15 protein-coding genes and 2 pseudogenes are annotated in these 18,873 nt (G+C 40.9%); 14 read left to right on the forward strand and 3 right to left on the reverse strand.

Going from position 1 to position 18,873, the window contains the following annotated elements; genetic code table 11:
• Positions 1-8: 8 nt before the first annotated feature.
• A complete protein-coding gene (locus tag MKX60_RS28030) occupies positions 9-2,297 on the reverse strand; it encodes a glycoside hydrolase family 65 protein (protein WP_341061594.1) in 2,289 nt (762 codons plus the stop codon).
• Positions 2,298-2,407: 110 nt separating this feature from the next.
• Between MKX60_RS28030 and MKX60_RS28035 the strand changes: the two genes are divergently transcribed.
• From MKX60_RS28035 to MKX60_RS28045, 3 genes are all read left to right on the forward strand, one after another.
• The gene (locus MKX60_RS28035) at positions 2,408-3,157 is read left to right on the forward strand and encodes an AraC family transcriptional regulator (protein ID WP_340968362.1); all 750 of its coding nucleotides are present in this window, start codon (positions 2,408-2,410) and stop codon (positions 3,155-3,157) included.
• 159 nt (positions 3,158-3,316) lie between these two features.
• Positions 3,317-3,454, forward strand: a complete 138-nt coding sequence (locus MKX60_RS28040) for a hypothetical protein (protein ID WP_341061595.1) — start codon at positions 3,317-3,319, stop codon at positions 3,452-3,454.
• On the forward strand, positions 3,451-3,861 hold the full coding sequence (locus MKX60_RS28045) for a hypothetical protein (protein WP_341061596.1): 411 nt from the start codon (positions 3,451-3,453) through the stop codon (positions 3,859-3,861). Before MKX60_RS28040 ends, MKX60_RS28045 begins: the two co-directional genes overlap by 4 nt.
• 544 nt (positions 3,862-4,405) lie before the next feature.
• On the opposite strand, the pseudogene MKX60_RS28050 reads toward MKX60_RS28045, so the two are convergent.
• Positions 4,406-4,638: pseudogene (locus MKX60_RS28050) on the reverse strand (transposase); the annotation flags it as partial.
• A 393-nt stretch (positions 4,639-5,031) separates the two neighbouring features.
• Between MKX60_RS28050 and MKX60_RS28055 the strand changes: the two are divergent.
• From MKX60_RS28055 to MKX60_RS28095, 9 genes and pseudogenes are all read left to right on the forward strand, one after another.
• Positions 5,032-7,098 (forward strand): hypothetical protein, encoded by a 2,067-nt coding sequence (locus tag MKX60_RS28055; RefSeq protein WP_341061598.1) that lies wholly within the window; start codon positions 5,032-5,034, stop codon positions 7,096-7,098.
• Between the two features lie 13 nt (positions 7,099-7,111).
• Positions 7,112-7,756 carry a pentapeptide repeat-containing protein gene (locus tag MKX60_RS28060; protein WP_341061599.1) on the forward strand — a complete coding sequence of 215 codons (645 nt, stop codon included), beginning with the start codon at positions 7,112-7,114 and terminating at the stop codon, positions 7,754-7,756.
• Positions 7,757-7,820: 64 nt separating this feature from the next.
• Positions 7,821-8,132, forward strand: a complete 312-nt coding sequence (locus tag MKX60_RS28065) for a hypothetical protein (RefSeq protein WP_341061600.1) — start codon at positions 7,821-7,823, stop codon at positions 8,130-8,132.
• A gap of 502 nt (positions 8,133-8,634) precedes the next feature.
• On the forward strand, positions 8,635-9,090 hold the full coding sequence (locus tag MKX60_RS28070; protein ID WP_341061601.1) for a hypothetical protein: 456 nt from the start codon (positions 8,635-8,637) through the stop codon (positions 9,088-9,090).
• 17 nt (positions 9,091-9,107) lie between these two features.
• Positions 9,108-9,647: a DUF2247 family protein gene (locus tag MKX60_RS28075; protein WP_341061602.1), complete on the forward strand. Its 540-nt coding sequence runs from the start codon at positions 9,108-9,110 to the stop codon at positions 9,645-9,647.
• A 1,179-nt stretch (positions 9,648-10,826) separates the two neighbouring features.
• Positions 10,827-10,964: a hypothetical protein gene (locus MKX60_RS28080; RefSeq protein ID WP_341044546.1), complete on the forward strand. Its 138-nt coding sequence runs from the start codon at positions 10,827-10,829 to the stop codon at positions 10,962-10,964.
• A gap of 195 nt (positions 10,965-11,159) precedes the next feature.
• Positions 11,160-11,796 (forward strand): annotated as a pseudogene (locus tag MKX60_RS28085) (HNH endonuclease).
• 17 nt (positions 11,797-11,813) lie between these two features.
• Positions 11,814-12,281, forward strand: a complete 468-nt coding sequence (locus MKX60_RS28090) for a DUF6985 domain-containing protein (protein WP_341061603.1) — start codon at positions 11,814-11,816, stop codon at positions 12,279-12,281.
• Between the two features lie 381 nt (positions 12,282-12,662).
• Complete coding sequence (locus MKX60_RS28095) at positions 12,663-13,004, forward strand: hypothetical protein (protein ID WP_341061604.1); 342 nt, start codon at positions 12,663-12,665, stop codon at positions 13,002-13,004.
• A gap of 132 nt (positions 13,005-13,136) precedes the next feature.
• Here the strand turns inward: MKX60_RS28095 and MKX60_RS28100 are convergent, their stop codons facing one another.
• The gene (locus MKX60_RS28100) at positions 13,137-13,514 is read right to left on the reverse strand and encodes a Crp/Fnr family transcriptional regulator (RefSeq protein WP_179085874.1); all 378 of its coding nucleotides are present in this window, start codon (positions 13,512-13,514) and stop codon (positions 13,137-13,139) included.
• Positions 13,515-14,149: 635 nt separating this feature from the next.
• Here MKX60_RS28100 and essC point away from each other — a divergent pair.
• Complete coding sequence (gene essC, locus MKX60_RS28105) at positions 14,150-18,136, forward strand: type VII secretion protein EssC (protein WP_341061605.1); 3,987 nt, start codon at positions 14,150-14,152, stop codon at positions 18,134-18,136.
• 20 nt (positions 18,137-18,156) lie between these two features.
• A complete protein-coding gene (locus MKX60_RS28110) occupies positions 18,157-18,864 on the forward strand; it encodes a hypothetical protein (RefSeq protein ID WP_341061607.1) in 708 nt (235 codons plus the stop codon).
• Positions 18,865-18,873 lie beyond the last annotated feature (9 nt).

Consider the following 18,873-nt stretch of genomic DNA (forward strand, 5'->3'; position numbering starts at 1 on the left):
CCTTATGATTAGGCTTGCAGCGCCTGAGTTACCGGCTTCTCGTTGCCCAGAGTTACCGATTGGCCGTAGAGCGTAAGTTCAAGGGCTTCACCCTCTAGCAGTTCAAGCTCCACACCTTCCTCGCGAATGGTTACAGCAATGAGGCGGCCGCGGAAGGTGAGGCGGAAGTTATATTTCTGCCAGCCCGCAGGTAGGGACGGAGCGAGCGACAGGCCATTTTCCTTGAGACGTGTTCCGGCAAAACCGTACACAATAGCCATCCACGTTCCACCCATATTGGCGAGATGTAATCCGTCTTTAGTGTTTCCGTGCGTATTGTCGAGATCGAGCCGCGCCGTCTCTATAAAATAGTTATACGCTTTGTCCTTATACCCGATCTTCGAAGCCATAATGCTGAATATGCAAGAGGACAAGGAGGAATCATGGGTAGTGATTTGCTCATAATAATCATACGACTTACGAATGGTCTCATGCGACTGCTCGTCTTCCAGCAAGTAATGAGCCAGTACAGTATCGGCTTGCTTGCAGACCTGATAACGGTATAGCGTGAGTGGATGGTAATGCAGCAACAACGGATGTTTCTCCGGTGGTGTATTCTCGAAATCCCAGACCGCTTTGCGTAAAAAAGTATCATCCTGCGGATTAATGCCCAGCTTCTCGTCGTAAGGAAGCAGCATGGCATTCGCCGCCTTCAGCCAGCTGTCTGCTTCTGGTCCAGTTACATGCAGGCGCACACACAAAGCTTGGAATGCAGCCTCGTCATATTCTTGAAGTCGCGCAAAACTGCGTGCGGCCCATTTTAAATTATGTTTGGCCATTACATTGGTGTAATAGTTGTTGTTCACAAGACATGTGTATTCGTCCGGTCCAGTCACTTCATCGATGTGAAACTTGCCTTCGTAGTAATGACCGATCTCCATCCAAAGCCGCGCTGTCTCAAATAGCACCTCGGCGCCGTATTGGAGCAAGAAGGCGTCATCTTCTTCCGCTAGATGGTATTGGATATAGCTGTAGGCTACATCGGCGCTGATATGATATTGAGCTGTACCGGATGGGAAGAAGGAGGAACATTCCGTACCTGAAATCGTCCGCCATGGGAACAATGCACCTTGGGCGTGACCCATCTCTTTAGCACGTTCCCTTGCCTCCTCCAGCTTGGAATACCGGTATAATAGGAGCTGCCGGGCCAAGTCAGGCGAAGTCATTAGGAACACAGGGAACATATAAATCTCCGTGTCCCAGAAATAATGGCCTTCGTACCCTTCACCGGATAAGCCTTTAGCGGAGATGTTGCTATGCGCGTCGCGTCCGGCTGATTGCAGCAGCTGATAAAGGTTGAAACGTATGCCCTCCTGAAGCGACAAGTCGTTCTCAATGACTACATCGGAACGCTTCCAGAAATCAGCCAAATAATGCTCCTGCTGTTCCAGCATGTCTTCAAAGGAGAGGTGCTTCAATGATTCTTGTACCTGAATACCGGTATCTACAAGCATTTGTTCATGTCGTAGTGTATCGGTATAGACATTCCATTTGGTCAGCGATAGTGGCCCAGACAAGGAGGCGGTTGCCGTCACTGTAGCATCGGTTTCTCCAGCCTGAGTATCAACCTGCCAGTCCCCTTCCCATTCATGCCGGGTAACACAGGAGGTCCACAGGGCCGAAGCCATCGTCACGTTCTCCAGGCATACATATTCACCCCGAGCTTCGCACGCTACTACACTCATGCGTTTGGAATGTCCTGCAGCTACACGCGGGTCATTCGGGTTCGTATAGTTGCTAACATCGCCATTTACACGAGAGACAACCCGGATTGGACCGATGAAATTGACAGGCTCAACAGTCAGATGAATGGCAAAAAGTTCACGGGTAGTGAAAGAAACGAGTCTACGGAAATGCAGCTTGAGTTCTTTACCGGAGGGGGATTTCCAGTGGATTTTACGCTCCGAGTATCCCTTGTCCAGATGGAGGTTACGCTCATAGGCGAGGACATTCTCTGCTGTAAGTGCAAATGGCTCCATATCTTCGCCTATATAAATATTTATCCCTTGGGAATCTATAATATTAACCAATTTTTGCTGTGTACCAGGGAAGGCGAATAGCTTCTCCCCATAGGGAATGTCAATTACATCGTGAAAGGCGTTTAAATACGTTCCGCGGATACTGCGGATTTCTTTATCGGAATACCCTTCTTCAAAATTGCCACGCACGCCCAAATATCCATTCCCCAGCGCAAAAATACTTTCCAAATTCAGTAGGGTATCTGCCGACAATCCCTGATTGGCAATGCTCCAGCTCATGCTTATGTTTCCTCCCTTGATGGTTATGAATTGAATTTTAAGTCCGAAAGGGCTAGAATTATACTAAATTATTTAGGATATTATCAAAATTTTTAGGTGAGGTAACAAGTATGGATCAACTTAAAGGACAACATAAACTACCGGAATATTGGTCCACACGTTCTGTGGATCTGTCAGAGGGATTTGTCCATCCTCCGCTGGATTATGAACAAGAGCTTTTGGAAGCTATCCGACTTGGTGACGAGAACCGGGCACTGGAAGCACTGCATAGAATTAACGCAATGGAAGCTGCTACGCTAGCCCGATATCCGCTGCGCTCCAAGAAAAACGCTATGATTGCATCCTGCACCTTGTTTACACGTGCGATTATCCGGGGTGGTGTTGACCCTGAGACAGCTTTTCAGCTGAGTGATACGTTCATCCGTTCGGTTGAAGCTACGACAGAGCTTGAGGCACTTCATCGATACGAATATGAAATGGTCCTGCAATTCATTACAGTGATGCGCCAGCAGAAGGAGAACCTTCATTATTCACATATTGTCAATCTATCCGTATATTTTATACGCGAGCATTTGTTTCAAGATTTGAACCTTAGCCTGATCTCCCGGCATGTTGGTGTGCATCCCAGTTATTTGTCCGACCGCTTCAAGCGTGAAACGGGTATGCCGCTCACGGAATTTGTCAACCGGCGTAGAATTGAGGAATCGCAGTCGATCCTCATTCACACGAATCAGTCTATATCCGAAATCGCTTTGATGTTTAAATTTTGCAGCCAAAGTTACTATACACAGTTATTTAAAAAATACACTGGCTTGACCCCCAAGCAGTTTCGTAGGGACGGTGGAGCAATTACGAAATGAGAGAAATTGAATCATTAACGATCCCTAAAATTTGCTGTCCATGCTCCCTGGTTGGGTAATGGATAGCTCTTTTTACGTTTCAGCTTCAATAGCCAAACTCGCCTTTGTCCGCTATAAATGAGATTATAAATCCACTAAATAAGTAAGAGAGACGATCAGATGGCCATTTATTTGGAATTCCCACGACTGGATAAAGCCTTTCCTTACCGCTGTATTGAGAACGATGGCAGTATATTAACTACACCACATTGGCATAAGGAAATGGAAATTATCTGGATTGTTAAAGGGCAAGCTTGAAACCCCTAATTGGTTTACTTTTATTGATCATGAATGGGATGCACTACAAAAAGATTTCCTTTGAAAAGCCTCTCGATGGTTTGTTAGTTGATCTACTCTTGATATTTAGAAAAGGGGATCCCAATTACATCAATTTAGGCAGTCTATTCGGCATTGAAAAAACGAGAGTGGAAGACAAGAATAAGATTATCTACAGTGTTAATCAGGTGAATCGGAAGGAAAATGACATTACTAATGTTACAATGTTTCTTGATCCTGATAGCCATAAAATCACAGAGATTTATATATATATACAAGTATTACCTCAAATGAATGAACTCAAATGTAGATTAGAGGAGAGTTATTCTGATTTACTTGTTAATGTTAGCAATGAGTTTGTGAGTATTTTTTTATTAACAGATACATAGGAGGTTATAAAATAACCCGTTATCAAAGATATGGGCATTTGTTATTCAAGATCCCACCCAGTGCCGAAGGAACCCATTATTCAACCGGTAACACACTTAATCCATGTAATAAAGGTATAGAGATTTCGACATTTCGTTTGTACGCACAATAATACTTGGAGAGTATAACCTAAATAACGCTAAAGCGTTACACTGAACAGGTTGATTATGGTCAGATTCTACCATGATTGACCTGTTTTTTTGTTATGTTCGCTTTCTTGCGGTTTTTTCAAATTTACTCGCAACTGTAGATTACCTTGTCGAGATAGTGAGGGAGAGGAAGACATAATCGCACCTTTCAAGATGGATAGCACGACAACTATAGCAAAGGTGAAAGCAAAGAATAGGACTTTGTCCGCAACTTAATGGATACGTGTAACGATGATTACGATGCAGAAAAGAAGTCTGGTGACGACCAGTCAACATATACAGGTAAGGTAACTAATTTGTTCTTCGATCACGTTTTGTGCGATGGATGCTTTTTAACGACAAGAGGCTCAAACTACCATAGACAGTCTCGAGGGATAACGATTTCCTGCTCTACTCACTGACTACCGTTTTCCGACTCTTTCGACTGTTTGATGTGAGCTTCACCCTGACTTCATGCTTGCCATAGCCCAAATGAGTATCCATTTCGGCTTCTAACATCTCCTGAATCGTTTCGGTAAATAGATCCTTTAAGGCATTCTGCTCATTATTTGCAGAAACCAAATTACTGTCCTTGATAAACTCCCGCAATTGTTGTTTTGTCCAAAGTCACATGTGTTTCCCCAACCCTTCTATTATTTTCATTTTAAGTACTTCGAAGAATTTCTAACAATGTTAATTGAATAATATAAAGCATCAGATACAAGAATCAATCCTATGCGTTCTGTTAAACAGGTTGATTATAGGGAGCTACCACTATAATCAACCTGTATTTGTGCTGTCTACTTATTCTTATAGCAGTGATTAGAATCAAAAAAATAAAAGAAAGGATTTAGAGTAAAATAATGGGAGGTTAAGCCGATATATAGGTTAGGTGTGCGCTCCAATACTTAAGTTTTTAAAGATGAAGTAGTACATAAAGACCTGAGGGGTCGAAGGAAGTAGTGCATTGGATGGTCTAAGTGTAAGAACTGGAGGTCATAAATGGCATTGGACAAAATGGTATTTAAAGAAGATGAAGTCGAACGCCTGCAGACAAAAATCAAACTGGTAAGCCAGGATACCAACCGGCTGTACTTGCAGCTGAGAGGTCAGACCAATAACTGGGGTGGTATTCCGCTGGGTTCAGATTTGATACGAGCTCAGACGCTTATCAATGAACTGACGGTAGAAGCTGAAAAGCTTGAAGATATTATTCGTCTTGCAGTAAAAGGTGTTCAAGGCGCACAGGATGAGAACAAGAGGCAGGCTAATCAACTTTTTCAGCAATTTGGTACTCTTGGAGGGATGTTCGGAAAACTTGGGGGAGGCAGTGCAAGTGGACAGTTTCCGATCCCAACGTATGCCCAGAAGATGGTCACGAAACTGATCACCTCGGTTGCTGCTCTAATGGGACGGGATGAGTTGAATAGCGATCCTTTGGTGCAGAAACTCCAAACAACGGTTAAGAATTCCGGATTGGGAACGATCGACTCCATTACAGCCCAAAGTAAGCTGAAGGATATCTACCAGGCACGGGATCAAATTGCAAAAGCGCAGACCGCATATAAAGTATATCAAGCGTTTGGAAACAAGGCTCAAATGGACGCAATGCATAAGCTGGCAGAAGACGCACGCCAAAAGCTGAAATATCTAGGCATAGACGAAGTCCATTATCAAGCAGGTAAGGATCTAAGTGGGTATTTCAAGAAACCAGTGGTTAAGGCGTGTGATTATGATCCGTCGATTACTACCAGCAGCGTACCATTAGTTCAGAATGAATCGTATCTGCTGATGCTCCGAATGGCGATGGAACCAGGAGATCAGGGAGCCTGGGCTAAGCGCCAACTAGTAGGAGAACGACTGAATATTCCGCCGACGGAGCTTCCAGATGGGACACCGATTACCGCATATAACAATAAGAATGAGATAACACTCAACTATTTTAATGCGCATGTATTAAAACCTAACGAAACCAATTCGTTATCGGCATATTATTTGTGGTTGGAATCAACCTACGGAATGACCGAATGGCGGAAAAAAGTGGTACAAGCGGATGCGGTTACGCGGGCATTTGTAGGATCTCTTATCGAGGAAACCGTTATGGGTGTAGTGGATACAGTGACGTTTACATTCCATTTTGTCATAGACCCGGAGAAGACGACACAGGAAATGGCAGATACAGCATCTTATATCATGCAACATCCAGAAGTATTGGCAGAAGCAGCGAAGAAGATGTATCATAACTTTAATGAGGGAACGCCGGAGGAAAAGGCCTCCATGCTGGGTGCAGCGGCTTCTGTATTGGTACCGGGGCTATCTGTGACTAAGGGTACAAAGGTAGGAAAAGTGGCCGATGGGGTACAAGATTTTGCCACTAAAGCGATGGAAGGCGTGAAAGACCTTAATAAAGTCCTTCAGAATTCCGGTCACTTGGCTGAACTCCCGAGATTCAAGCCATTTTTAAGCACGCCAGAAGGTGTGCCTTTCAGTGTAGGAAAGATCCCCATGGATTCGAATCCACTGCCCAAAACATTTGTGCAGGAGCACTATATAAATGAGATGAATGGGTTTGGGGATGTGAAAGGTGGTAAGATTGAGGGGACGGGTAAAGGTCAGACAGATGATAGAATTGTTCACCAATTTGACGAAACTGAGAATTTTATTGGCAAAAGAACACAATCTGAGATTGACGATTTGGCACATGATCCAGCTCATGCAGGTTCTACAAGGCAGATTGATATTGAAAAAGGAAAACATGAGGCAAGGGTTGGGTTAGAACTTGAGGAAATGAAAAAATTAGATGGACCTATAACTAGAGATCCATCTGGAAAAGCAGAATTTATAGATGCAAAAGGGCAAGCTTGGGATGTCAAGTCCTTTAATTCAAATTATCCGCCTAAAAAGGGAGGTTACAAACTTTCGAGCGCTATGAGATCAATTAATAAATCTCTAAGCGAAGGTGAAAATGTGATACTAGATGTCTCTAACTTAAGTATCGAAAACAAAGCAGAACTTTTGCATGAAATATCAATTCAAGGTTTAATAGATAAAGTAGTTACATGGCCTTAGGAGGTGGTATTAAATGGATTTATTTACAAAACTAAAGAAATACACTGAGTTTTCAATGGGTCTTTCAAATGAAGTGTGCGAACTTATTTATCAAGATACTTCTTTTGATGGGATAGTGTTTACAGGTTATGATTTAAACAATAGTAGTTTTTTAGAAGTAGTATTCAACGAGTGTGACTTTTCAAATGTGTATTTGAGTGGAGCATCTCTCTGCGGTAGTAACTTTAATAGGTGTGAATTTTCAGATAATATATTCAGGAAAGGTAAGGCGGACAATTCGAGGTTTAGTTCAACTGTTTTCAAAAACTTAGATTCTTTTAGAACGACCTTTTATGAATCGAAGTTTTTTGATGTGGAAATTTCAAATGCTAAACTTGAACTAACATATATGGATGATTCAACTTTTTCTGAAGTAGAATTTAAAAACACTAAATTTTTATCATCAACATTTAATAATTCTACTTTTAAAAATGTGAAATTCCTCAATTGTCACTTTGAAAATACGAAATTCTTAAATATCACTGGTTTTGATGAAATACATTTTGTGAATTCAAGTATTACAATACATGGAGAATTGCTAGTTGGCATATCAAGCCATGAGATGAAAACTCTAATAGATTTTAGCAATACTGGAAAACCGAATAAAGGATTAGATTAGGTTGACTTGGAAAAATCAGGGGAAAGATAAGGCATCGGTTCACAATGATAAAGAAGAAATCTAATTGGTTCTTGAACTTGAGGATATTTCTGACAAGAATTTTGTTAGAAACCATTATGACGTAGATGTTAATAATTGCATTAGGGGTCAGTTGTTTGGTAACACCTTTTATCAAGGATTAGAAGCTCTGATTAAAGTTATAGGAAAGTTTATAAAACAATATGGTGGAAATCTGTTGTTTTTAGAAAATGGTTCAGATCAGCTACTTAGAAAAGAGAATAAGTTAATTATCAATAGTTATTTGGATCTATGCCACATAAAGTACTTAAATCGAAGTTTACTTAGTTTGCTTGATTATTCTTATATCGAAGAATAAAAAAACATGGGATTTCATCCGACTTCAACGGGGCTACCCAGTGCCGAATGAATTCTTTATTGAACCAGTAACGCACTTAAGTATGTAATACCCGTATAAAGATTTGTTCATTTCGTTTGTACGCACAATAATTCTTGAAAGGTATAACTTTAATAACGCTAAATCGTTACATAGAACAGGTCGATTATGGTCAGATACCACCATGATTGACCTGTTTTTTGTTACCTTTGTTATCTGCGGTTTTTTCGACATTACTAGCAACTGTAAAATGCCATATAACGATAGTAATACTGAGAAATAAAAAGCAAAGAGTAGCACTTTGTCCGTAACATAACTGACTTGCAACGATGACGGTGCAGGAAAGAAATCTGGTGGCGACCAGTCAACATATACAGGTAAGATAACTAATAATTAGAATTCCGGTCACTTGGCTGAACTCCCGAAATTCAAGCCATTTTTAAGCACGCCAGAAGGTGTGCCTTTCAGTGTAGGAAAGATCCCCATGGATTCGAATCCACTGCCCAAAACATTTGTGCAGGAGCACTATATAAATGAGATGAATGGGTTTGGGGATGTGAAAGGTGGTAAGATTGAGGGGACGGGTAAAGATATATCCCATCCAGTACTTGATAATGCACGTTCTGGCAGTGGTTTAAAGAAACCAGATGGTCAGCATGGGTTTAATGATATAATTGACAATTACACTCCATATGCTAAGGAATTTGAATTCGTTAGTGGTGACGGAGTGAAAAGGAAATTGTATCAAATCAAAGGTGGTATGAAGTACTACGATTATAAAGACGTATATAACAAAGACCTACGAATCAATGAAAGAATAACAACTATTAAAGACCAAAATGGAATATTCGAGTGGATTGTCGATCCAACAAAGGGAGTAACGCACAGAAGGTTTATTCCTAACGGCCAAATAACAGGACTTCCAAATCAAAGACCCTAAGGTTAAAGGTGATAATAATGAGTTTTTCTATAGATATTTTCAAGAAAAGTAATATAAATTACAATTGGACAACACTTTATGTGGGATTAAAACTTGGCTTAGTTAGTAACAGTGACATAACTAAGTATGCAATTGAGTTTTTAACTAGTCATCCAGATTCAAACAATCAAAATATTATTCAGCTTGCTTGGGGAGAATATGATTTTGATTGTGAGGAATTACTGATGAATGTATTAAAAGAGTCAATTGTCAATGAATTATCTCCAGATTCAGATGTTTGGCAAGTTGAAAAAAGAAAATGGAGATTGGGTATCCTGAGTTATTTAAAGACTACGTATCAAGATGATTATGAGGAAATGTTAAACAAGATTGCTGAAGTGTATGCTGATATGGATTATCCAGAGGACATGGAGGACTTCATTAATTATCTAACTCCTAAAGATGGGTACAATCCATTGTTATACTCACATGAAGAGAACGTAGCTAGATTAGTCAACTTATTTAATTCTTTCCTAGACAAAGAGAAACAAAACTTAGGAAATGAAATTACCTTTTAGAAAGGTGCAGCCTGATTAGCGAATGTTAGTTGAGGCTTTTTCCTTGGTGGAGCTACCCTGTGCCGAATGAATCCATCATTCAACCAATAACACATATAACCCATGTAATACCCGTATAAAGATTTCTTCATTTCGGTTGTACGCACAACAAATGCTTTAATTTTATAACCTAAATAGCGCTACTGTGTTACATCAAACAGGTTAATTATGGTCAGATACCACCGTAATTGATCTGTTTTTTGTTATGTTCGCTTTCTCACAGTTTTTTGAAAATGCTACGCAACTGTAGGATACGCCGCCCCGATAGAAAAGCTGTCTAAACCATCGCACCTTCTTGGATGGATAGATCGACTATTAATATTGTCAGGACTTATCTGTAAATTGTCCGCAACAATCTGGATATTTGCCGCGATAGTTACTGTGCAAGTCAATAAATCTGGTGACGACCAGTTGACATAGAACAGTAAGGATGACGTTTCGGGCAATCGGGTTTTTCTGTCACCTAAAAAATTCTTTCAGAGAGGACGTAGTTATTTAATACGGAATCCAATTGTTAAGGATGAGGTTGAAGCTCGATTAATGGAAATCAAACAAAAGTTCAATATTGCATAAGTTAGCGAGAACATTTCTAACCCGTACCATGACTTAGATAGAAACAAATAATCAAATCTTGTTTACAACTCCAACAACAAGAGCTTAAACATAACCAACAACGACGCCACAATGTAAGCTAACCGTCGTGTTGTGACCTTTTTCTTGACGAAGTCTGTAAATGAGTAGCCCCCGACCCAGTGCCGAATGAATCGGGCGGCTAAGCAGAAGCAGACTTAACCCATTTAATACCCATATAAAGATTCCGTAATTTCGTTTGTACGCACAATAATGCTTTACAATTATAACCTAAATAACGATAAAGCGTTACATAGAACAGGTCGATTATGGTCAGATACCACTATATGAATGACCTGTTTTTTGTTATCTTCTCTTTCTCACAGGATTTTCAAAATGCTATGCAACTGTAGGATACTCCGCTCCGATAGGGAGGATGAAATAATAATAATCGCATCTAGATACCGTCACTATTAAGAGTAGGGCGTCTTTTTCAACTGGTTTAACGTTAGGATAACAGGAGATATCCCGGTTGGGATATCTGAAGCAGCCAAAGATCGATCAGAGCATATGTTTGATTCAAAGGAGAAGTTTGCGGATTGGTTAACACTGGGAACAGTGGAGATGGCGAAAGGAGCATTTAATCCAGACGAAGCATGGTCAGCAGATCATTGGCTCAACAGTCAGGGAATGGTAACGTTGTTGTAAGGTCCGGTAGAAAAATCTTTGCTTCCTACAGGAGGCGGAGGTCCAAAGCTTCCCAAAGGATTGGATTCTGTAAAAAGTTTTGAGGTACAAAAACCGTTGCCGGCATTTAGCAGAAATGAAGGTTTTCAATTCAAGGTAAATAATCTAGATATAGATACCCCGGCACTTCCACAGACCCCGATGCAAATCAATTTTATGAATGAAATGGACCGGATATTAAGAGAGAAGATGGAAGGGAAGAGTGGGAGTAATCATTCAATAAAGGATATAGAAGTGAAGGCGGTTGATGGGACGGGTAAAGTTGATACTCCACCTGCCTTCAAGCAAACTGAATTTTCCAGTTCATATGAATCGAGACTTAATCAAACGCTATCACCAAATAATAAAACGGTTAGTTTTGAGGGGCAAAGGGGCGAAACAAAATGTATTTTAAAACCACCACCAGATCCTGATTTGAAGAAGATATTAGACGAAGCAGGTATTGATGGTATAAATTATAAGAACGGAGTACCTGATTTTTCGCCTGTAGCAAAAGCACAACTGGAAATTGATCACATGGTGGGCGGAGTTGGTAGTAATGGATATAAAATTGGCTGAGCAACTTAATAACTCACCTGAGTTGGCTAGTCAATTTGGGTTAACCCCAGGAAAAATTAAAGCAGGAGACATTGCAGATATTCGCGAAGAATTAAAGCTAACTTGGCACGAATTAAATGATGGGAAAACAATTCAACTTGTACCATCTGAAATTAACAGCAAATTCGGACATCTAGGTGGCGTTGGAGAGATAAACGCAGGAGCGTTTGAACCGGGCAGATTTGCAAATAAATAGAAGGGGGATTTCTCAAATTGAAAATTAATGATACAGTTTTCGGTGAACTTGAATTTGATTATATGTGGAGCAAGGATACTACAATTGAGTTTTTCGGAGGAGAAGTCAATATTGCTTTGATGGTAGATGGTGAAGAAGATGGCGAATTTAGTGAAAAACAGTATGCTTCATATAATACTTTGAAAGAAAATTGGGGGGCTACTCAGCAAAGTATTCTGAAACCAATTTTAGATTATTACAAACAGAAGCGATCTGAACTTGGGTATGACGTTTCATATAATGAAAAGTACCCTTTAATTGAAACAAATGATAAACTTCTTGAAAGTATTATGCTAGTTGGGATTTATGTACCGTCTGCAAGACGATTTGAAGCCAGATATATTGGACTAACATTTGACTGTACATGGGATGAAGAAAATGGGGTTGGTATACGTCTAATTAATGAAGAAGTAGCTAGGGTGGGATACCAAGATGTGGCTCTTTGAGTATTTGTGGGGGCTACCCAGTGCCGAATAAACCTATCATTCAACCAGTAACACACTTAACCTATGTAATACTAGTATAGAGATTTTGTCATTTCGTTTGTACGCACAATAATGCTTGAGAATTTATAACCTAATTAACGCTAAAGCGTTACATAGAACAGGTCGATTATGGTCATATACCACCATGATTGACCTGTTTTTTTATATTCATTTTCCGGTGTCGTAGCTTGCGGGTCCATCCAATATCCCTCACAATTAAAGATTTCAAAAGGAGTAAAGCACCCCTAAAAGGGCTTTACTCCTTATTAACATCTAGTCTAAGCTATGATATTATTACCTTTTATTTTCCTATAAATAACAAAATATAGAGTTGGGAGGTTTATGAATGAGAATAAGCGTAACTTGATAATGCTGTTATTGTTTGCTTTGACGATTATACTTTCAGCCTGTAATGATAAAAAAACTGCGATATTATCCATGGATGAAATACGGGATCTAACTCAGCAAGGCGAGGCGTTGTCGTGGAAGGATTTTGAAGGTTATCCCTTTGAAGACGTTGGTTCAGGCTTGTACATCCGTAAATATGAAATCAATGATGACTACCATGTGTTGGTGGGTGGCGGAAGTGTTGATGCAGCCCCTCTGTATATAAATCTTGTCAAAAGAAACGGAGAAAAGATCGATATCCGTTATGATGACATCGATCATTTTATCCTCAATTGAATGATGGACTTTTAGGTTATTCAAATCTTATTTCGTTAGATAACTCATCCAAATGCTCCCAATCGAGTACAACAATTTCTTGCTTAACTTTATATAAGATCTCCATGTCGGTGAGCCGCTGAATGACACGGTTTAAATGGCGATGGGAGTCTCATTCAAAGAGGCTATATCTGGGATGTATGGCGTCTGAATTTTTTTTCCAAACTCCCGTTGTAGCTGTATCGTTAATAAATAACTTGCAAGTCGTTCCTCGACAGCGCCTAGTAAGTTCGTTCGTGATGCGGATGTGTAGGTTAGAAGCTTGTAAGAAAGATGTTTCTGCATTAAATCTTTAAAGCTATGGTTATCCATTTGGTCAGATCCAACCTTTTGTTTCGGGATAAATAAGAGGGTGGTTTGCTGTACGGCTTCCACTTGTGATTGGACCACAACCTCTTGCGAGTATTCAATGTCCCCGAATAATGACAAGGGTGAGCAGAACCGTAATAACAAGGATTTTCCTGTTCCCACACTAGAAGAAACCTTAATACGCCCCTCAACTTAAAAATAAATTCCGTCCAGCTCATCCCCCTCACGTAAAATGATCTCATTCTGCCCGTAAACACTACATCAGGCAGCCTCTTACGAGGTTGTCTGTTTGAATTTGCTTTAACATATATGAGATTTGATACCGGGAAATAGTTCGAGTTAGCAGGGATTTCCTAGTTTTTTCACGGGTTAATTCCTTCCAAATGTATGAATTCACTCCAGTTTGGTAGAAATGGTCTAATACATAGGGTCTAAAATGGAATATTGGATACAAAAAACTCGTAATTTTAGTCCTGAGAAGTAAGATGAACAAAAAGAAATGAAAAAAGTAAATGTGCCAAATGTCTTAAATTATATCAAAAAGAAAGTGCGATGAGGTGACCTTAGAACTGGATCTATGTACACTAGTAATTTTACTTTTATGAAAATAATGGTAATTTATTGGGGATCTTTGAACCATTTTAGCAAAAAATGTTATGGAAAATATAAACTATTTAATCGTCGAACCGATAATGCAGTATGTATCTCCTAAATTGGAAAATAATTTATTTTTTATTTAAAATTTACACTATTTATTCTTGTTAATCCAAAATTCCTATCCAGTGGTGATGAAAAAGATGAGTGCTCAAGAAATGCTAACTAATCAGGTACAAAGAACCCCTCGAATTAAACCAAATTACCCGGAAGGTGAATTGGTTTTGGAGGATCCTGCCCGACCATCGGGAAAACCAACCTTCTCATGGTTGACGATTATAGTCCCCCCCATCGGGATGTTAGTCATCTCTATATTTATGTCAACATTGACCAGGTCGTTTACCATGCTGATATCAACCATGGGTATGACTGTTCTGACGGTCATGGTTTCAATTTTGAATTATAAATCCAGTGTGAAAAAACATCATGAACAGAACAAAAAACTTGAAAAGAAATATCTCAACTACTTATTCCAGGTTCGTAATGATTTACAAAGTGCCGCCAGTACGCAACGAGAAGCCTATACATATATCCATCCAAGTATTCAATCCTGCGTAGAAATCGTACGGGGGAGAAGCAAGCAGTTATGGGAAAAAACCGGAATTGAAGATGACTTTTTGAATCTCAGGGTTGGTGTTGGTATCCAGCCGATTGCTCTAGTGCCAATATATAGCTCGAAAGCGAAAGCGATTGACGATGACAACCCACTTGAAGAAATCGCCAGTAAAATATGCGAAGAGATGTATTTTGTGCGAGATATTCCGGTCTACATACCGCTAAGGAATATTAATACGCTCGGAATATACGGCAAACAGCAGGAGGTTCGTGATTTCCTCAATGGTGTTCTAGTTCATTTAACAACACACCAAGGCTACGATGATGTAAGAGTAATATGCGTGATGCAGCCTGATGATCTGGAACACTGGGAATGGTTGAAATGGTTGCCCCATACATGGAATAAAAATCGAAGCCAGAGAAGTTTGGCTACAACATCCTTTGATGCCTCCAATATTGCGGATGAATTACTTCCAGAGCTTAGAAAAAGAGAAGAAAACAGCACGAATGGTTATGGACTACAGCCAATGCAGACCCCGCATTATGTTTTTCTGGTTTTTGCTCCTGAACTGTGGGACAGCACGGATATGATGAAGTATTTGCTCTCGGGTAATGCTTCACTTGGGGTGACCAGCATTTTTACATCGGAAAAGATTGATGTTGCGCTGCCGCTGAATTCCCAGGCGATTCTGGAAATCAAGGATGGTAAGGGGATGGTTCGAAAAGATACTAATCAGCTGTTAAGTCATTTAGCGGATTATTTTTCTGCCGATTCTCTGGATAAAAAAAATTCAGAGTTTTTTGCCCGTTCTTTGTCTCCGCTCAGAATTAAGGAAGGTCAAAATAACAGCTATATCCCACCAATGGTGACTTTTCTGGAGAGCTTTGAGGTTGAGCAGGTAGAGGCTCTAAAGGTAATGGAGCGCTGGTCAAAAAACCAGGCTAACCGTACATTGTCCATTCCTCTGGGGCTCGGGGCAGGCGGGAAATTTCTTTTGTTCGATATGCACGAAAAAAGCTATGGTCCACATGGTCTAGTAGCCGGCACTACCGGATCGGGGAAAAGTGAGCTGCTTCAGTCTCTACTTTTGGGTCTGGCAGTGAACTTTCATCCGCATGAGATTGCTTTTGTACTGATCGACTATAAGGGTGGAGGAATGGCTAATGCTTTTCTTGGACTTCCACATCTGGTGGGAACAATCACCAATCTTGGCGGTAATCAGATCAATCGGGCCCTTGCCTCCATCAAAAGTGAGCTTTTGCGGAGACAGCGACTATTCAGTGAAGCCGGAGTGACCAGCATTGATAATTACATCGTTCTTTACCGCAATAAAGAAGTTAACCTTCCCTTGCCGCATTTGATCATAGTGGTAGATGAGTTCGCAGAACTTAAATCAGATCAACCGGAATTTATGAAAGAGCTAGTCAGTGCGGCACGGGTCGGAAGAAGCTTGGGGATTCACTTAATATTGGCAACACAAAAACCTTCTGGCGTAGTCGATGACCAGATCTGGAGTAACTCCAGATTTAAGCTATGTCTGAAGGTGCAGACACCTTCGGATAGTCAGGAGATGCTGAAACGCACGGAGGCAGCAGAGATCAAAGAAAAAGGCCGTGGGTATTTGCAAGTTGGTAATAATGAAGTATTCACTTTGTTCCAATCCTCCTGGAGCGGAGCGCCTTATCAAGCAGGGGAGACAGATCAGGATGGAAGTCCCAAGATGGATATCGTTTCACTAAGTGGTGAACGTAGAGCTCTGATTCCGAAAGCGAAAAACAGTGATCATGCCTCGCAACTGAGTGAGCTGCAGGCTGTGGTTAATCATATAGCTGCCATTTCTGCTGAGCAATCGATCGGAGAGGCCTTTCAGCTGTGGTTGCCTCCACTTCCGGAGACTATGACTTTAGCGGATGTTATGGATCAGAATCAGATCTGGGATGGGCAATCATGGAAGCAGCCAGATCAGAATCTTATTGCCACCGTTGGACGAATTGATAATCCGTCAGATCAGGAGCAATACAATCTGGATATTAATTTTAATCAGGATGGACATTTACTGGTTTATGGAGCGCCGAGCAGCGGTAAGACTACGCTGTTAAAGACAATTATCATGTCCCTCGCCTTGAAATATGAACCTGATTATGTTCATTTCTATATATTGGATTTTGGTACACGTACCTTGGGAGTATTCCACGAGCTTCCACATGTAGGGGATATTATTTTTCCAGAGGATGAACAAAAGCTTGGAAAACTGATCAGTTGGTTGTTGTCCCAATTGGATGAACGCAAACGTAAGTTTTCTCAGCTTGGAATCAGCAATTTGGTCTCGTACAGTGCGGCCACTGGAGAGAAGGTTCCTTATATTGTTATTCTGCTCGATAATTACACAGGATTCTCAGAAGCATATGATGACTTTATCTTAGAGCTTTCCAAGTTGGTGCGTGAAGGCGGTAATTACGGGATATACTTCGTGTTCGCTGCCAATGCTGTAAACTCTTATCCTTACCGAATCAGCCAGAATATTAAGCAGGCTCTAGTATATCAAATGTCTGATAGATTGGATTATTCCAGTATTCTGGGCAGAACAGAAGGGATGGAGCCAACGAATACCGTAGGGCGCGGACTGCTCAAAGATAACCGGATTCTGGAATTTCATACCGCGCTTCCTGTGGATGGCAGCTCTGATGATCAGATTGCTGCCTCTCTCCGCCGGATTAGTTCGGAGATGAAAGCAGTGGCAGGAGTGAATAACCCTGTGGGGATTTCAGTGATCCCGGACAAGCTTTCACTGGCAGAGCTTTTGGAACGTGTGCCGAAGGAACAACCGCAGGGGAATTATCTGGTACCGCTCGGGCTGGATTGGGATACTACACTTCCGGTAGAGATTAATGTAAAGCAGGTTAGCAATTTTGTAGTGTCTTATACTACTCAAAAGCATGTGGACTTTAGATTTAACGCCTTATTACAAGCTCTTGATAAATCGGCAGGCGAAGTAAATATGGAATTCCATCTGTTTGACAGTGGTGTTGTCAGTATACCGAGTCTGCAAGCTAGTTCAACGATTACGCGCTATATGAGTACAGCTGAAGAGTTTTTACAGCTCACACAATCCTTAGTGGATCAGCTGCAACTAAGGAAAAATGATGCCCGGCAAGCTTTTGCAGATGCCCAAAATCGTGAAGAATTTGACGAGGCGGAGTATATTCTGTCTAAGTATCCGCTTCTTGTCATTGTAATGCCACATCTTAAGTCCGCTTTTGATCTGATGGAGAATGATTCACTGGATCATTTGGAGCGGATAGCGAGGTTTGGCGGTGGACTTGGTGTAATGCTGCTGGTCGGCAGCGATTCGTTTGAACTGAATCAAATGCAATTGGTCACTGATTTTGCGGGTGAACTGATTAACAGTGGACATGCGTTGTTGTCCGATGGAAGACCCAATGATCATTTGTCTTATGCTCCACTACTCGAGAGTATGGAATACCATGAGCTGAACGAGGTATTGGATAATACTGAAGCGATACTGCTAACTGAGGGGGCCATTTCACGCCTCAAAATGATTACAGAACTATAGATAAGCAGGTGAAAAAAGCGATGAAGCCGGCTCGTGAAATGTTTGAATTGCATCCTTTAGAAATTATCTATTTGACTGCTTTGATAGGAGGAACTAGTTTTCCAGGTCTGGAAATCGATCTCAAAGACGAATCGGAGCGTAATTTACGCTCCCTAATGGATGCTCAGATGAGGTCGCTGGAAGTGAAGGGATATTTAGAGGTTGATTTTGCGGGGCTCGCCAAAGTGAATGAAGTGCTTCATAGAGGTATCGCTGTTGCATCCAGCTGCAAATCTTATTTTTGCCAGCTTATGCATACGAATCAACAGACTTGCAAGGTCTTCTATTTTGTTCAGGATGAAGTTTGGTTTGAACTTGAGCATCAGCCGGAAAGTAACACCTATAAGCTTCAGGAGATTTATGCATTACATGAGCTGATGTATCAGGTCATTGAGAGAATCCCTTTAGTGTGGGAATTGAGCGATAAAGATAAATTACAAAAAGCGATAAATAAAGAAGTGGATTTTGAAACGTGGGTGGGGAAGTCTCTACTAGCAGGTGCATTCATAACTTCCTTGGCAGAAATCCAATGCATTACCGAGGAGGCACAGGTGATTCACGAACTGAACCTGTTGATTCATGAAGATCAAATGTGGCTGCTGAGCGGGGGGGAAGAAGACGCCAGTCAAACCACGCAATCCTTGTCTACAGTAGTAAATGAATTATGTAATTGGCTGCAAGAAGCTTAACAAATCTGG

This window comes from Paenibacillus sp. FSL R5-0914 (assembly GCF_038004525.1).
In the GTDB taxonomy this organism is placed as follows: Bacteria; Bacillota; Bacilli; order Paenibacillales; family Paenibacillaceae; genus Paenibacillus_AQ.

Bases quoted from the DNA above. Each gene is read 5' to 3' on its own strand.
- MKX60_RS28075 (WP_341061602.1), top strand. From the start codon at position 9,108: ATGAGTTTTTCTATAGATATTTTCAAGAAAAGTAATATAAATTACAAT.
- essC (WP_341061605.1), top strand. From the start codon at position 14,150: ATGAGTGCTCAAGAAATGCTAACTAATCAGGTACAAAGAACCCCTCGA.
- MKX60_RS28080 (WP_341044546.1), top strand. From the start codon at position 10,827: ATGTTTGATTCAAAGGAGAAGTTTGCGGATTGGTTAACACTGGGAACA.
- MKX60_RS28060 (WP_341061599.1), top strand. From the start codon at position 7,112: ATGGATTTATTTACAAAACTAAAGAAATACACTGAGTTTTCAATGGGT.
- MKX60_RS28030 (WP_341061594.1), bottom strand. From the start codon at position 2,297: ATGAGCTGGAGCATTGCCAATCAGGGATTGTCGGCAGATACCCTACTG.
- MKX60_RS28070 (WP_341061601.1), top strand. From the start codon at position 8,635: ATGGATTCGAATCCACTGCCCAAAACATTTGTGCAGGAGCACTATATA.
- MKX60_RS28110 (WP_341061607.1), top strand. From the start codon at position 18,157: ATGAAGCCGGCTCGTGAAATGTTTGAATTGCATCCTTTAGAAATTATC.
- MKX60_RS28095 (WP_341061604.1), top strand. From the start codon at position 12,663: ATGAATGAGAATAAGCGTAACTTGATAATGCTGTTATTGTTTGCTTTG.
- MKX60_RS28055 (WP_341061598.1), top strand. From the start codon at position 5,032: ATGGCATTGGACAAAATGGTATTTAAAGAAGATGAAGTCGAACGCCTG.
- MKX60_RS28035 (WP_340968362.1), top strand. From the start codon at position 2,408: ATGGATCAACTTAAAGGACAACATAAACTACCGGAATATTGGTCCACA.
- MKX60_RS28040 (WP_341061595.1), top strand. From the start codon at position 3,317: ATGGCCATTTATTTGGAATTCCCACGACTGGATAAAGCCTTTCCTTAC.